Below are 16,355 nucleotides of genomic sequence, written 5' to 3'. Positions count from 1 at the left end.
GCTTTACAAACCCTTCAAAACCACTTCTAAATCCTCAAAAGCATAAGGTTTGGCGATAATAATCTTAGAGCTGCTTAATAAAAAGTACATTGGTGTTGCAGCAATACCGTAAGTTTTAACGATCGGGTTTTCCCACTTGCCTAAACCAATAGTATGTGTAAAGTTTGGATACTTTTTTATTTCTTCTGTCCACTTGGTAGGTTCTTCTTCCAACCCAAAAGCAACAACTTTTAAGTTCGGTTTATTGGCAACAAGTTCTTTTACTTTTGGCAATTCATTTAAACAATGTCCACAACCACTACTCCAAAAAATAAGCAAGTAGTAGTCTGAGCCTTCCAAATCGTGTAGAGTTGTAGTGTTTTGGGTTGAAGCAATCTCAAAATTTGGTGCTTTGGTACCAATTGAGGTGTTTTTATAAGATGTAATGGTTTCTGCTAAAACTCTGTTTTCAGATTTATTTGCCAATTCCAATAGGTAATTATCAGTGATATAGTTAGCTAATTCATGGTTTTCTAGAGCGACAAAACGTTGCCATAAAATTTCGATAAGACTGGTTTTTATCTTTAAGTTATCATCACTAATGGTATTGGCAACATCATCAACCAATTGTTTATACTTAGTGTTACTTGGATTTTCCACCAGGTTAAAGACATAACCAGTAACACGGTCCACCAAGAACGAAGAACTTTGTAGTAAGTAGTTGCTGAAATCTATCTGACTCAAAAAATGTTGTTTCAGGTTGTTTGAATAGGTAGTGATGTCTTCATATTGCTTTGGAATATACGGTCTGTTTGCTGTAATAAAAGCAGATACAAGTTTGCCATTTGCAGATTCCTCGTATGCCAATTGAGTGTCCTTTACAACCTTGAAAATTGAGTTAAACCCTTCTTTGTCCGTCTTGCCTTTAGAATAGAAATTACTAATGGTTTGGTTGACCATAGCCATACTGTTTAGGTAGGAATTCCAGAGTTTGTTTTCTTCTGATTTGGTAAACTCTACGCCATTATCATAGCTAAAGTTAAACGCAACAGTTTCCTTACCATCGTAAATAAAATCAAAGTTATTTTCTTCTGGCGGAATGGCGTATACAATTTTATAAATGCCTGGTGCTATGGTTGAGTCCAAAGGAATCTCAAAATTACCGATACTATCTAATTTCCCTCTATTGACATAGTTGGCACCTTCTGGTGTAGCTTGATATAAATAGGCAAAAGAAAAATCTTCAGCAGGAGAAAATGTGCCTTTTACACTTTGGCTAAATGCTAGAAGAGGTAATATAAAAAGTAAGAGTGTGAATTTTTTCATTTCAATAGTGGGTTTTGTCTACTTATTTTCTTCAATAATTAAGCCATTATTTGTTTTTAGACCTTATACTTTCAATGACTACAGTGGCTAAAATCAAAGCACCTCCAACAAATGTATGTATTGTTGGTATTTCATTCAAGAAAAAAAATGCAATTATAATCCCAAAGACAGGTTGCGTACTAGAAATGATACTCGCTGTACTGGCTTTAAAATATTTAAGGCTATTTACAAATAACGTATGACCGATTGCTGTGGTTAATAGTGCCAATAAAATGACATAAGGATATTGGGTTTTAATATTGCTGGTTTCCATATAATATAAAGCGGGAAGTAGAATTATGCTCAGCAATGCAACTTGATAAAACATAAGCATGGTGCCATTATATTGCTTTACATGTTTTTTAAGAATTAATATGCGAATTGAATAGCATACAGCTGATAATAAACCAAATAGCACTCCTTGTAAGTGAGTGTTCTTTAAATTAAACTCAGGTGCTAGGATATAAATGCCTAAAAGCACAAAAAAACCAAGTACAATATGAATTGGGTCGAATTTTACTTTTGAAAACAACGGCTCTAAAATTGCCGTAATTACAGGAAATGTAAAAAGTGATAGCATCCCAATAGCAACATTAGACAGTTTTAAAGCATAGAAATAGGTAATCCAATGTGCTCCCATAAAAACAGCAGCAAGAATGAAGGTCCAACGGTCTTTATGACCGTATATTTTCAAGTTTATTTTTTTGTAAAGACAGAATATAAACAGAAAAACTGCCGCTAAAGCAGAGCGCCACCAAATAATCACTGGTGTTGGCATATCTATGAATTTGCCCAATGCACCAGAAGTACTGATTAATATTGTGGCTATGGTAAGCCACAGTAAATGATTTAAATGACTTTTCTCATTCATTTATTTTAGAAAGTGCATCCAATGCCTGCTTCGTGGATTTTATTTTTTCAAACGTAATGAGTAATCGCAGACCATTTCGGGTTTGTTTCTCTTTCATCTTACATGTGCCTGCGTTCATTTGCACAAACTGAAGCACTTTGGTAAAGGCATCACTTTGATAGAATTTACTTTGCTGATCTTGAATAAAGTAACCAATCATCTTCCCTTTTTTCATTACCAGTTTTTCAATACCCATTTTTGTGGCTATCCATTTCAATCGCACACTATCAAATAAATCCTCGACTTGTGTTGGCAATTCACCAAAACGATCAATAATATCGCTTTCAAATTTATCGAGATCTTCTTCAGACTTAATATCGTTGAGTTTTGTATAAAGATTTAGTCGCTCAGTAATATTGTTAACGTAATCGTCTGGGAACAACAGTTCAAAATCCGTATCTATGGTAATATCCTTAACGTATTGTTTTGGCTTACCATCGTCTTTGTATAGGTCTGCAAATTCAGATTCTTTTAATTCTTCAATGGCTTCATTTAGGATTTTTTGATACGTATCAAAACCAATATCATTGATAAAACCGCTTTGTTCTCCGCCCAATAAATCTCCTGCTCCGCGAATTTCCAAATCTTTCATGGCAATATTGAATCCGCTACCCAATTCGGTAAATTGTTCTAATGCTGTAATGCGTTTGCGAGCATCATTTGTCATAGCAGAATACTCTGGCGTTATAAAATAACAAAAGGCTTTTTTGTTGCTACGACCAACACGTCCTCGCATTTGATGCAAGTCACTCAGTCCAAAATTATTGGCGTTATTGATAAAAATGGTATTGGCATTTGGTACATCTAACCCGCTTTCAACGATTGTCGTGCTCACCAACACATCAAATTCACCATTCATAAAGGCAAGCATTAGGTGTTCTAATTTTTTACCATCGAGTTGCCCATGACCAATACCAATCTTTGCATCTGGCACCAAACGCTGAATCATGCCTGCAACTTCCTTTATGTTCTCAATTCTGTTATGAATAAAAAACACTTGTCCACCACGTTGTATCTCATAGCTAATGGCATCTCTGATTGTTTCTTCATTAAGTCGTACAACATGACTCTCAATCGGATAGCGATTGGGAGGCGGAGTCGTAATAACAGATAAATCGCGTGCTGCCATTAAACTAAATTGTAGCGTTCTTGGAATTGGAGTAGCTGTCAATGTCAATACATCCACATTTTCTTTAATGGTTTTTAGTTTTTCCTTTACGGCAACACCAAATTTTTGTTCTTCATCAACAATCAGAAGTCCTAGATCTTTAAACTTCACATTTTTATTTGCGAGTTGATGCGTGCCAATAATAATGTCAACGCTTCCTTTTTCGAGACCTTCTAAAGTTTCGCGTTTTTCCTTGGTGGTTCTAAAACGATTGACATAATCCACGGTCACAGGAAAATCTTTTAAACGCTCTGTAAACGTTCTGTAGTGTTGATAAGCCAAAATGGTGGTGGGCACCAAAACCGCAACTTGCTTTCCATTATCCACAGCTTTAAATGCAGCTCTTATAGCAACTTCAGTTTTACCGAAACCAACATCACCACAGACCAAGCGATCCATTGGTCGCTCACTTTCCATATCGGCTTTTATATCTGCAGTAGACGTAATTTGATCTGGTGTATCTTCATAAACAAAAGAGGCTTCAAGCTCATGTTGCATATAACTATCTGGCGCATATTGAAAGCCTTTTTTTAGCTTTCGTTTAGCATAGAGTTTAATAAGGTTGAATGCAATTTCCTTAACACGAGATTTTGTCTTTTGTTTAAGGTTTTTCCAGGCCTTACTTCCTAGCTTATATACTTTGGGTGGCTTGCCATCCTTACCATTAAACTTGGTGATTTTATGTAAGGAATGAATACTCAAATACAGTACATCACGCTCTCCATAAACCAATTTTATGGCTTCTTGTTTTTTGCCTTCAACATCTATTTTTTGGAGACCACCAAATCTTCCAATACCATGATCTATGTGCGTAACATAATCGCCAATTTCAAGATTAGTGAGTTCCTTTAAGGTAATAGCTTGCTTCTTGGCGTAGCCATTTTTTAAGTGGAATTTATGATAACGATCAAAAATTTGATGATCGGTATAAACGGCAATTTTATGTTCTTCATCAATAAAACCTTGATACAACGAAAGAACTACGGTTTTGTAATGAACATCTTCCTCAACATCGTCAAAAATATCGTGAAATCGCTTAGCTTGTTGCTCGCTAACACACGCAATGTAATTGGTAATGCCCTTGTTGTGATTTTCATTGAGGTCGTCAATCAACAAATTAAATTGCTTGTTAAATGCTGGTTGTGGTTTGGTGTTGTATTGAATTATACTGTCATTGCGAGCCTGCCTGTCGGCAGACAGGGAACTTTTTTGTGACGTGGCAATCTCTTTGTTAGTGACAGATTGCTTTACTTCGTTCGCAATAACGTTTGTAAAAAAAGCCGAAGTACCAAACTCAACCAAATTATAATCCAAAAACTGACGCTTCAATAATTCTGAATTACAAAACAGTTCTTCAGGCGATGCATGTTTGACTTCAGATGATAGACTTTTAAAAGCCTCTTCTGCTTTACTGAAAAACTCATCAATTCTTGAAAATATCAATGATGAATTCTTGGTAAAAACAACAGTTTTGTTAGAAATGTATTTCAGAAAACTTTCACGTTGCTCTGCAATTTGCTTATTGGCAACGTTTGGGATAATACTGACTTTTTTGATGCGTTCCGTGGACAACTGCGTTTCAACATCAAAAGTTCTTATACTATCCACTTCATCACCAAAAAATTCAATACGGTAAGGTTCATCGTGCGAAAATGAAAACACATCAATAATACCTCCACGTACAGAAAACTCACCAGGTTCGGTTACAAAATCTACACGTTTAAATTTGTATTCAAACAAGACTTCGTTCACAAAATCGATACTCAATTCATTCCCAACGGAAATTTTAAGAGTGTTTTTTTCGAGTTCTTTTTTCGTGACAACTTTTTCGAATAAAGCATCAGGATATGTAACAATGATGCAAGGCTTTTTTCGTGAATTGATTCGGTTGAGAACTTCGGCACGTAATAGCACGTTGGCATTGTTGGTTTCTTCAATTTGATACGGTCTTCTGTAACTCCCAGGATAGAACAGTACATCCTTATCATTGATAAGTTGCTCTAAATCGTTGAGATAGTATGCGGCTTCTTCTTTATCATCAAAGACAAGCAGAAAAGGTTTTTCAGCCGTTTTAAATGCTTCGGAAACTACTATTGACAATGATGAACCAACGAGACCTTTTAAGTGTGTATTTTGGTCAGTTTGGGCAATAGCCGTCTGCAGATTTTGCAGTTGCAAAGTCTGTAAATAGGTTTGGGTAATCTGTGTTTTACTCAAGTTCCTTTAATTGAGGTGCAAATATAAAATTTTTGAAGCTTTGTTTATGGTAAAAACTATGAATAGATTTATATTTGCTTAGTTAATAGTAACAAGACTTAAAACCATATATATGTCATTTTCAGATTTATTCGATAGCGGATTTAAAAAGCGTAATGAAGACCACTTTGCCTCAATAGTTAGAGTAGCAATGAGCGATGGTATCATTACAGATACCGAAAAAGCATTTTTAGACCGTTTAGCTGTGCGCTTAGATGTTACAGAGAGCGAATACAAGCAAATATTAAAAGATTATAAAAGTCATCCTATAAATCCACCTACGTCTTACGATGTACGTTTAGAGCGTCTGTATGATTTAGCACGTATGGTATGGGCTGATGATATTGAAGGCCCTAACCAGCATTGGTTATTGGAAAAATTATGTATTGGTTTAGGCTTTAATTCTGCAAATGTAAAATACATTGCTGACAAAGCATTGGTATTGGCTCACGATAAAGTAGATTTGGATACATTTATAGATGGTATCAAATCCATGAATGAGTAATGTAATATTTCAATAAAAAATTAAAGCGAACAGAGATGTTCGCTTTTTTTATTCAGCATTGCGCATAAATTCTTCAGCCTTTTCAACCATATTTTTACTACCACAAATAAAAGGCACACGCTCATGGAGTTCAGTTGGTTCAATGTCCATAATACGTGTAAAGCCATCACTGGCTTTACCATTGGCTTGTTCAGCTAAGAATGCCATAGGATTACACTCATAGAGCAATCTCAATTTTCCTTTAGCATTCAATGAACTTTTAGGATACATGTATATGCCTCCTTTAATCATATTTCTGTGAAAATCAGATACTAACGATCCTATGTAACGTGAGGTGTATGGTCTGTCACCTTCTTCCATTTGGCAGTATTTTATATAATCTTTAATGCCTTTAGGAAAATGAATATAATTCCCTTCATTAACGGAATAGATTCTGCCATCTTCAGGGAATTCCATATCAGGATGAGATAAATAAAATGTTCCTATGGCTGGGTTTAAAGTAAAGCCGTTAACACCATGGCCTGTTGTATAAACCAACATTGTCGATGTTCCATAAACCACATAACCTGCAGCAACTTGCTGATTTCCTTTTTGTAAAAAATCGTCAATGGTTACAGGCGTTCCAACAGGTGTTACACGTCTGAAAATTGAAAAAATAGTACCGACGGAAACATTTACGTCGATATTAGAAGATCCATCCAAGGGATCAATCAAAACCACATATTTGTTCTGGTTGTTCTCATCCTGGCTGTTAATTGCAATAAAATCATCTTCTTCTTCACTGGCAATACCACAAACAATGTTTCGTTTGGTCATCGTCTGTATAAACTTATCATTGGCGTAAACGTCTAATTTTTGTTGGTCCTCGCCTTGTATATTGGTATCACCTGCATTTCCAATGATATCTACCAAGCCAGCTTTGTTTACTTCGTGGTTGACGACTTTTGCAGCTAAACGAATGGAATTTATTAATCTAGAAAGTTCACCAGAGGTATATTTAAAAGACGCTTGATTTTCTATGATAAATTCACCTAAGGTTTGGTTTAATTTGGAATTGGCCATGAAGCATTTTATTGATTAGATGGGACAAATATCGCATTTTTTAGCAAACTACAACGTTTTCGTAAAATGTAAACGAAATTAGATAAAGCTCAACTTTAAATATTTTAAGAGGTTACTGCTATTATAAGTAATACTCCATAGGTTTCAATCTCAATTATGATAAAGATTAATTATAAAGTAAAGCGAGTTTTAGGTTATATTTGAATTCCTTTTTTTAAAACCAAAAATGAACCAACCAAGATTAGCTACAAAACAAGACATGCCAAGGGTTTTAGAACTCATAAAAGAGTTGGCTGTTTACGAAAAAGAACCCGATGCCGTTGAGGTAACAGTTGATATGTTAGAGTCTGATGGATTTGGTGAGCATCCTAAATTCACTTGCTTCGTAGTAGAAGTTGATGGCAAGGTTGAAGGCATGGCGCTGGTTTATATGAGATATTCTACATGGAAAGGAGAGGTTTTACATCTTGAAGATTTAATAGTAAGTCAATCACAAAGAGGTAAAAATTTAGGTACTAAACTTTTGGACCAAGTCGTTAAGTACGGAAAAGATTTAGGTGTAAAACGAATAAACTGGGAAGTTTTGGACTGGAATGAATCGGCCATTAAATTCTACGAAAAAAAAGGTGCAAACGTAATGAGAGATTGGGATGTGGTACAACTCAATGAGAAAGGAATTGAAAACTATTTAAACAAATTATAATGCGTGTTTTTAAATTTGGTGGTGCTTCGGTAAAAGATGCCAAAGGTGTTAAAAACTTAGTCTCGGTATTAAAGACAACAGGTCACGATAAAACATTGGTTGTAGTGTCGGCAATGGGCAAAACCACCAATGCAATCGAAGTAGTGATTAAAAACTATTTTGAAAATAAAGACGAATTACAGAGCTCTATCCATGATGTTATAAAGTTTCACAATGAAATTCTGTTGGATCTGTTTGCTAATGAAAGACACCAAGTCTTTGCGGACGTTAAGGCTTTTTTTGATGAACTGACCATGTTTTTTAAAAGCAACAAGTCACCGGATTATAATTATGTTTATGATCAAACCATTGGTTTTGGCGAATTAATTTCCACAACAATAATAAGCCACTACTTGAATGAAGTTGGCCTAAAAAATAATTGGTTAGACGTAAGAGAATATATTAAAACCGATAATTATTATAGAAGGGCAAATGTAGACTGGGAGCAGACCCAAGAACAAATTTCTTCAAACTTTAATAAGTCAATTCTAAATATCACTCAGGGATTCTTAGGTAGTGATGCGAATAACTTTACCACAACGCTAGGCAGAGAGGGTAGTGATTACACAGCGGCAATTTTCGCTTACTGTTTAAATGCCAACAGCGTAACCATTTGGAAAGACGTGCCAGGTGTATTAAATGCCGATCCACGATATTTTGAAAATGCTCAGTTATTACATCAGATTTCATATAGGGAAGCTATAGAGCTGGCATTTTATGGAGCTTCGGTGATACACCCAAAAACACTTCAGCCTTTACAGCGCAAGGAAATTCCGTTGTATGTAAAATCGTTTTTAAATCCTAAAGAAAATGGTACATGCGTTAGCAAGGGAAAAGCTATTGAACCCGAAATCCCTTGTTTTATAGTTAAGAAAAACCAGATTTTAATTTCGTTGTCATCTTTGGATTTTTCATACATCGTAGAAGAAAATATAAGTGAGATTTTTAGCCTGTTGCACTTGTATAAAATGAAGGTAGATGTGATTCAGAATTCAGCCATTAGTTTTTCGGTTTGTATAGACAATATTTACGATAATCTCGAAAAATTATTGCAGCATTTAAAAGCCAAATTTAAAGTAACATCTCACGAAAATGTGAGTCTTTATACTATTAGACACTATAGTGATGCTTCAATAAAAGAAATGGAAAAAGATAAAACCGTATTGTTGAAGCAGTTAACAAAAGAAACGGTGCAAATCGTTACTAAATAACATTTACTACATTTGTTACATGGGGAAATCATCTGATACAGGATTAGTTACTGCCAAAGAAGTTGCCAAGGCTATTCATGCAGATAAGTACGGTTTCTTTGGGACTTTTTTCGGATGGATAATGATGAAAGTTCTCAAAATTTCTACATTAAACAGAATCTATAACCGAAACAAACATCTAAGCGAACTCGAGTTTTTAGATGGTATTTTAGATGAATTTCAGATTAAGTTCGAAATTCCTGAAGAAGACCTCAAACGACTTCCTAAAGATGGATCCTACATTACCATTTCTAACCATCCACTAGGTGGTATCGATGGTATTTTGCTTTTAAAGTTAATGCTAGAACAACGCAATGATTTTAAGATCATCGCCAATTTTCTGTTGCATCGTATAGAACCCTTGAAACCATATATAATGCCAGTAAATCCTTTTGAAGACCGAAAGGATGTAAAGAGCAGCATTTCAGGATTTAAAAACGCTATAATGCATTTAAGGGAAGGACATCCTTTGGGTGTATTTCCGGCAGGTGAAGTGTCAACCTACAGAGACGGAAAATTAGTAGTGGACAGACCTTGGGAAGAGGCTGCTATGAAACTGATTAAAAAGGCAGAAGTGCCTGTGGTGCCTATTTATTTCCATGCTAAGAACAGTCGATTGTTTTACCGATTGTCTAAAATCAGTGATACGTTAAGAACAGCGAAATTACCTTCAGAACTCTTAACTCAAAAGCGTAGAACGATAAAGGTTAGGATAGGGCGACCAATTTCTGTGAATGATCAAAAAGAACATGAAACACTAACGGATTTTTCAGATTTTTTAAGACGAAAAACCTATATGCTCTCAAAAACTTTTGAGGACAAGCCAAAGATATTAGATAATATTCAGGCACAGTTAAAAGTACATAAACCACCAAAACGTATCGTTACTCCGATAGCGACAGAAATTATGGTCTCTGAAGTAGAAAACCTTAGAGAAAAGGATTGCAGACTTTTGGTGAGTAAAAATTATGAGGTGTTTTTGGCCGAAGCTAAAGAGATGCCTAATATATTGAGGGAACTGGGAAGGTTACGTGAAATCACTTTTAGGGAAGTTGGAGAAGGCACTAATGAAGCTACCGATTTAGATACCTTTGATACGTATTATCATCATATGTTTTTATGGGATAACGAAAAAAATGTAGTTGCTGGTGCCTATAGAATGGGCTTGGGATCACATATTTTTGAACGTTTTGGTATAGACGGTTTCTACTTACAGGATTTGTTCCGTTTTGAACCAGAACTTTACAAAATGATGAGCCAATCCATTGAAATGGGACGTGCATTTATCATAAAGGAATACCAACAAAAACCAATGCCATTATTTTTACTTTGGAAAGGTATTGTACACACCACATTGCGTTATCCAGAGCACAAATATTTAATTGGTGGCGTGAGTATCAGCAATCAATTTTCAAACTTCTCAAAAAGCTTGATGATTGAGTTTATGAAATCGCATTACTATGATCCTTATGTAGCACAATATGTGCATCCTAAAAAAGAGTTTAAGGTAAAATTAAAAGATGCCGATAAGGAATTTGTTTTTGATGAAGCCGAAGCCGATTTAAACAAACTCGACAAACTGATCGACGAGGTAGAACCAGGAGCATTACGATTGCCTGTTTTGCTTAAAAAGTACATAAAGCAGAATGCTAAACTTGTGGCATTTAACGTAGATCCGTTATTTAATAACGCTGTAGATGGTTTAATGTATATAAAAATTGCTGATTTACCAGAAAGTACAGTTAGACCTGTGATGGAAGAATTTCAGGCTGAGTTGGAACGCAAGTTTATGAACGGTAACGGAGATGATGACAAATAAAAAACCCAGAACTCTCGTTCTAGGTTATCTGTCTATGTTTTTTATAGATTAGAACCAAGGTTTTTTACCCACCTGATAGGTGTTGTAAAATTCTGCATCAGATTTGGTAAGATAGATAATACCTTCAATAAGTCCGATTATACTCATAATCCAGACAACAAAAACTCCAACTCCAACACAAGATAGAATTATGCCAACCAAAGTAATCCCTAGCATAATACCACCTTCTTTGTTGTAACCTAAAATGAACTTATGTATTCCAAGGCATCCAAAAATAATTGCAAGTACACCAGCTAACACTTTTTTGTTTTCACCAGTTGATTTCTCGAACACCTCTTTTGCTCCATCCGAAAACTCTTGCGCACTTTCTTTAGCCTCGTTAGAAAATTCCTTTGCCTTTTGGCTAATTTTATCTCCTGTTTTTTTAGCACCGTCCTTGGCGTCGTCTAACATATCGTTAAGATCGTCACCCAAATCTTTATTATCGTCTGACATAATTTTAAATGGTTTTAATGATTAATAGTCTTCGCTAAAATTAATAAAAAAACAGATGCAATTATTGAAAAGCGGCATCAATGGGTTCCCACAGTTCAATTTTGTTGCCATCATTATCCATTATCCAACCAAATTTACCATAATCGTATTCTTCCATTTCACCAACTATAGTAACACCTTCTTCTTTCAGTACCTTTAAAAGTTCTTCAAGATTTTCAACTCTGTAGTTAAACATAAAGTCTTTCTTAGATGGCTCATAATACTTGGTGTCTTCGGCAAATGGACTCCATTGTGTAGAACAATCGTTTCCTTCCTTGTCTTTCCACCAAAAGGTACAGCCATAATCATCTGTATTAAAACCCAAGTGTTTTTTATACCAATCTTTTGAGGCTTTTGGGTCTTTGGTTTTAAAGAATAGACCTCCAATTCCTGTTACTCTCTTTTTCATCTTATTTTTTCTTTAAAGCGGTTTCATAAATATCTATCCACTCCTCACAAGTCATTTTTCTGGTAAGTTCGCCTATAAGCTCAAAAGGAATTTCATCCAATTTTTTGAATCTGATACAGCTCTTGCCCATATCTAATTTGCGTTTACAATGTTTTGGATATTCGTTGACAAACCAATCATGTAACTCGGGTTTTGCATAAATACCACTATGATATAAATTCACTGAGTTTTTTTGAGATGCAAAACTCATAAATGGTAGTGGAACCTCAGGGCTGCAATGATAACCATCTGGATATACAGAATGTGGCACATAATAACCAATCATTTTGTAGATCATGCCTTCTTGAAAATCTTTAGGTAGATTATCATTGATGACTTTGCGTAATTTTTTTAAAGGCTCTTGTCGTTCTTCAGGTACTTGGCTTATATAGTCTTCTGGTGATGTTGCGTCGTATTGCATAGTTTGATTGATTTAGTAGGTATCTAAGTTAACAAAATTTTACTTTTATCTTATCTACAATGGTTTGGGCCAATTTTATGTTGCTTTCAACGGTCCAACCTGCAACATGAGGTGTTAACAACACATTATCTGCGTAAATTAAATATTGAAAGGCTTCTGGTGCTTCGACTGCGCTCAGCAACCCAGTCTTTTTTCTTTTTCGCATCCATCTGAATCTTGGTTCGGCTGTTTTAAATAAATTTTCGAATGATGACTTTTCATATTCTAAAACATCAAGTCCAGCTCCTAAAATTTTACCAGTATCTAATGCACTTACTAAATCTTCGGTGATTACACTTTTGCCACGCGCAGTGTTAATCAGCCAAAACGGTTTTTTGAAGCTATTGATGAATTCAGTATTCACCATGTTTAAAGTCAATGGTGTTTGTGGTGTATGAAGACTTAGCACATCAGCTTTTTCTTGAAGCTCTTCTAACGAAACTTGTTTACAATTTTCATCTCCAACGTTGTCTTTAATGTCATAACAAAGTACCTCTACATCAAACCCTCTTAGTTTTTTAGCGAAAGCTTTTCCCATATTCCCGTAGCCGATGAGTCCAACGGTTTTACCATCGAGTTCCAATCCACGATTGGCTTCTCTTTTCCATTTGCCTTGCCTAACTTCTTGGTCTGCTTTATTGAGCTTATTGAAAAGTGAAAGCAACATTCCTAAAGCATGTTCACCAACGGCATTTCTGTTGCCTTCTGGAGCCGAGATAAGATAGACTCCTTTCTGCTCTGCATAATCGCAATCTATGTTTTCCAATCCTGCACCAACACGACCAATAAATTTTAGGTTTTTTGCTGCGTCTAAAAATTGCTTATCAATTTTGAAACGACTGCGGATAACGATACCATCGTAATCAGATATTTTTGCTTCAACTTCAGTTTTAGAAGAGGTGTAATCTTCATCATTGGTAAAGCCTAAATCGTTGAGTTGATTTATGAGTAAGGGATGGTTGGTATCTAAGTGGAGAATCTTCATAGGTGTCATTCTGAACTTGTTTCAGAATCTTTTGTATGTTATCAATTTAAAATGAGGTGCTGAAACAGTTCAGTATGTCAAATCGTTAGTATTAAATTTCGGGATATTCAGTTTGCGTCATTTCATCTTTTACATTGCCAGTATGCGCTGTGTTCAATTTTTCAAACAGCATAAGGTGTACTTCTTCGCCATCTTTTGTTGACGGATTATGTTCAACACCTTTTGGAACTACAATGATCTCGCCTTCTTTAACGACCTCTGTACGGTCACGGAACTGCATATATAGGGTTCCTTTGATCACTTGAAATAATTCATCTTCCTCATCATGGCTATGCCATACAAATTCACCTTTGATTTTTGCCAGAATCACTTGCATATCATCTACAGTTGCAATACGATGTGGATGCCATTGTTTTGAAAACAAAGCGTGCTTGTCTTTAATGTTTATTGGTTTCATTCTATAAAATTAAACAATAAAAGATGCTGAAACAAGTTCAGTCTGACAAAGGAATAAGCAAAATCTAGAATTTAGATTCCCAAAATCATTTTAGCAATCCAGAAGTAAATCAATATCCCGAAGATATCATTACTTGTAGTAATAAAGGGACCTGTAGCAATGGCAGGATCAATGCCTCTTTTGTCTAAAAATAAAGGTACGAACGTGCCAATTAAACCTGCTACAATGATGACGGCAATCAATGATACGGAAATAGCAAGCGCTGTACTAAAATCTCCTTTGGTTGCCCATACAAATAAAAACAAGAATAAGGCTAAAATGGTTCCGTTTAATGCCGCTAATAACATCTCTTTTATTAATCTACTATTAACGCTGCCTTTAACATCGTCATTTGCTAAACCTTGTACGATAATAGCGCTTGATTGTACTCCTACATTACCAGCCATCGCAGCAATTAAAGGTGTAAAGAAGAATAAAACAGCATACTTATTAAATGCATCCTGAAAACCTTCCATAATTAAAAAGGCACCAACTCCACCAACTAGTCCTAAAAACAACCAAGGTAAACGTGCTCTTGTTAACTGAAGGATGCTGTCGTCCGCTTCTACACCTTGGGTAATACCTGCCGCTAATTGGTAATCCTTATCGGCTTCTTCCTTAAGGACATCTACAATATCATCGATGGTGATTCTTCCCAATAAGGTCTGGTTATCATCAACAACTGGGATGGCCTCTAAATCGTATTTCGCCATTACTCTTGCAACATCTTCTGCATCGTCGTTAACGTTTACCCAATCTACATTCTCTTTAGCGATTTCAGCAATTTTCTGTTCGCTTTTGGCAACGATCAAATCTTTTAGCGATAGACGGCCAATCAGTTTTTCGGCTTTATCAACGACATAGATAGAGTGCACGCGAGTAACATCTTTGGCCTGTCCTCTTATACGACGCAAACAACCAGCAACCGTCCATGTTTCATAAACCTTAACAAGTTCTTTTGCCATCAATCCACCAGCAGTATCTTCATCATAAGCTAATAGCTCTTCAATTTCGGCTTTATGCTCCTGGTCTTCAATTTTTGAAATGACATCATCTTTACGATCTTCAGGCAGTTCTGCAATGATATCTGCAGCATCATCCGTGTCTAATTCCTCAATTTCTTCAGCAATTTCTTTGGCAGAAAGGTGTTTTAAGATATTTTCTCGATTGTCCTCATCGAGTTCCATTAAAATATCTGAAGTCAATCCAGAGTCTAGCAGTTTTATAATATACACGGCATCTTCAACATCTAGCTCATCTAAAATCTCTGCTATATCTGCGTAGTGATACTCATTTAAAAATAGTTTTATCTCTTTATCGTTTTCGTCTTCGATAAGAATTTCTACTTTTTCTATGAGCTCATCAGTAAGCTGAAACTGTATGTTGTCTTGGATGTCTTCCACGTGATGGTTTTTTGTCATTACGAGAACGAAGGACGTGGTAATCTCATTAAGTTAAGTATTCTATTTAACAGATTGCCGCACTACGTTCGCAATGACGATACATTACTAGATGTCATTTTCTATAAGCGACGTCAGCTCAATAAACTGTGAAACACTTAATTGCTCTGGTCGCTGCCCAAAGATAGTATTTGCTTTTAAATTATCGGAAAGATTGAAGCTTTTTAAACTGTTGCGCAATGTTTTTCGGCGTTGTTGGAATCCGGTTTTCACGACCCTGAAAAATAGTTTCTCGTCACAAGGCAACTTATAATTCTCTTTTCGCTTTAGAAGTAGCACTCCAGAATCTACTTTTGGTGGTGGATTAAAAACATTTGGTGGCACGGTAAATAAATACTCAGCATCATAAAAAGCTTGGGTCAATACGGAAAGAATGCCATAAACTTTAGACCCTTCTTTTGAACAGATGCGCAGTGCAACTTCCTTTTGAAACATCCCGGAAAATTCTGGAATTTGACTTCGCATCTCTAAAGTCTTAAATACAATCTGCGAAGATATGTTATAGGGAAAATTACCAATGATAGCGAAGGGTTGATCCTTGAAAATTTGGGTTAAGTCGTATTTTAAAAAATCCTTTTCATAGATTCTATTAGAAAGGTTGAGGTAGTTATTTTTTAGATACTCAACGGATTCTGTATCGATTTCTATGACGTGTGTGGTGATGTCTTTTTTGAGCAAATATTTAGTCAGCACTCCCATACCTGGGCCAATTTCCAAGACATCATTATAGCCATCCAAGGATAAGGTGTCGGCTATTTTTTGGGCAATGTTTTCGTCTTTAAGAAAATGTTGTCCTAGATGTTTTTTTGCTTTTACTGACATAAGATATTGATTCTCGCAAAGTCGCAGAGGCACAAAGCGGTGTTTTGATGTATTTCTACAAAGATACGCAGAGCTATACAGAGATTTGTTGAGA

General features: G+C 35.6%; 15 protein-coding genes. 4 read left to right on the top strand and 11 right to left on the bottom strand.

The features are described from left to right. Nucleotides 1-3: 3 nt before the first annotated feature. Genes F1003_RS08525 through mfd form a run of 3 tightly spaced genes read right to left on the bottom strand, consistent with a single transcriptional unit; the run spans nt 4 to nt 5,639 of the window. On the bottom strand, nt 4-1,305 hold the full coding sequence (locus F1003_RS08525; protein ID WP_155088913.1) for a TlpA family protein disulfide reductase: 1,302 nt from the start codon (nt 1,303-1,305) through the stop codon (nt 4-6). A gap of 46 nt (nt 1,306-1,351) precedes the next feature. Beyond that, the gene (locus F1003_RS08520) at nt 1,352-2,215 is read right to left on the bottom strand and encodes a DMT family transporter (RefSeq protein WP_155088911.1); all 864 of its coding nucleotides are present in this window, start codon (nt 2,213-2,215) and stop codon (nt 1,352-1,354) included. Beyond that, nucleotides 2,208-5,639 (bottom strand): transcription-repair coupling factor, encoded by a 3,432-nt coding sequence (gene mfd, locus F1003_RS08515; protein WP_155088909.1) that lies wholly within the window; start codon nt 5,637-5,639, stop codon nt 2,208-2,210. The genes F1003_RS08520 and mfd overlap by 8 nt, the downstream gene beginning before the upstream one ends. 112 nt (nt 5,640-5,751) lie before the next feature. On the opposite strand from mfd, the gene F1003_RS08510 reads away from it, so the two are divergent. Beyond that, the gene (locus F1003_RS08510; RefSeq protein ID WP_155088907.1) at nt 5,752-6,183 is read left to right on the top strand and encodes a tellurite resistance TerB family protein; all 432 of its coding nucleotides are present in this window, start codon (nt 5,752-5,754) and stop codon (nt 6,181-6,183) included. 48 nt (nt 6,184-6,231) lie between these two features. Here the strand turns inward: F1003_RS08510 and fbp are convergent, their stop codons facing one another. Then, nucleotides 6,232-7,245 (bottom strand): class 1 fructose-bisphosphatase, encoded by a 1,014-nt coding sequence (gene fbp / locus F1003_RS08505; RefSeq protein WP_155088905.1) that lies wholly within the window; start codon nt 7,243-7,245, stop codon nt 6,232-6,234. A 226-nt stretch (nt 7,246-7,471) separates the two neighbouring features. On the opposite strand from fbp, the gene F1003_RS08500 reads away from it, so the two are divergent. From F1003_RS08500 to F1003_RS08490, 3 genes are read left to right on the top strand one after another with little or no spacing between them, the layout of a single operon-like run. Further along, nucleotides 7,472-7,948: a GNAT family N-acetyltransferase gene (locus tag F1003_RS08500; protein ID WP_155088903.1), complete on the top strand. Its 477-nt coding sequence runs from the start codon at nt 7,472-7,474 to the stop codon at nt 7,946-7,948. After that, a complete protein-coding gene (locus tag F1003_RS08495) occupies nt 7,948-9,198 on the top strand; it encodes an aspartate kinase (RefSeq protein WP_155088902.1) in 1,251 nt (416 codons plus the stop codon). Before F1003_RS08500 ends, F1003_RS08495 begins: the two co-directional genes overlap by 1 nt. Nucleotides 9,199-9,217: 19 nt before the next feature. Then, nucleotides 9,218-11,056 carry a GNAT family N-acyltransferase gene (locus F1003_RS08490; RefSeq protein ID WP_155088900.1) on the top strand — a complete coding sequence of 613 codons (1,839 nt, stop codon included), beginning with the start codon at nt 9,218-9,220 and terminating at the stop codon, nt 11,054-11,056. Between the two features lie 48 nt (nt 11,057-11,104). On the opposite strand, the gene F1003_RS08485 is transcribed toward F1003_RS08490, so the two are convergent. From F1003_RS08485 to rsmA, 7 genes are all read right to left on the bottom strand, one after another. Then, the gene (locus tag F1003_RS08485; protein ID WP_155088898.1) at nt 11,105-11,551 is read right to left on the bottom strand and encodes a TM2 domain-containing protein; all 447 of its coding nucleotides are present in this window, start codon (nt 11,549-11,551) and stop codon (nt 11,105-11,107) included. A 61-nt stretch (nt 11,552-11,612) separates the two neighbouring features. Continuing rightward, nucleotides 11,613-11,999, bottom strand: a complete 387-nt coding sequence (locus tag F1003_RS08480; protein WP_155088895.1) for a VOC family protein — start codon at nt 11,997-11,999, stop codon at nt 11,613-11,615. 1 nt (nt 12,000) lies between these two features. Then, nucleotides 12,001-12,459: a DUF1801 domain-containing protein gene (locus tag F1003_RS08475; protein WP_155088893.1), complete on the bottom strand. Its 459-nt coding sequence runs from the start codon at nt 12,457-12,459 to the stop codon at nt 12,001-12,003. Nucleotides 12,460-12,487: 28 nt separating this feature from the next. After that, nucleotides 12,488-13,483, bottom strand: coding sequence for a 2-hydroxyacid dehydrogenase (locus tag F1003_RS08470; protein ID WP_155088891.1), 996 nt, complete (start codon nt 13,481-13,483; stop codon nt 12,488-12,490). A 91-nt stretch (nt 13,484-13,574) separates the two neighbouring features. Next, nucleotides 13,575-13,940: a cupin domain-containing protein gene (locus F1003_RS08465; RefSeq protein WP_155088889.1), complete on the bottom strand. Its 366-nt coding sequence runs from the start codon at nt 13,938-13,940 to the stop codon at nt 13,575-13,577. 71 nt (nt 13,941-14,011) lie between these two features. After that, nucleotides 14,012-15,400, bottom strand: coding sequence for a magnesium transporter (gene mgtE, locus F1003_RS08460; protein ID WP_155088888.1), 1,389 nt, complete (start codon nt 15,398-15,400; stop codon nt 14,012-14,014). 87 nt (nt 15,401-15,487) lie between these two features. After that, complete coding sequence (gene rsmA / locus F1003_RS08455; RefSeq protein ID WP_155088886.1) at nt 15,488-16,261, bottom strand: 16S rRNA (adenine(1518)-N(6)/adenine(1519)-N(6))-dimethyltransferase RsmA; 774 nt, start codon at nt 16,259-16,261, stop codon at nt 15,488-15,490. Nucleotides 16,262-16,355: the final 94 nt, after the last annotated feature.

The organism is Winogradskyella ouciana (assembly GCF_009709615.1).
GTDB classification, from domain to species: Bacteria; Bacteroidota; Bacteroidia; order Flavobacteriales; family Flavobacteriaceae; genus Winogradskyella; species Winogradskyella ouciana.
Note: the sequence above shows the minus strand (reverse complement) of the source record. Positions and strands in the feature narration are given on the sequence as shown.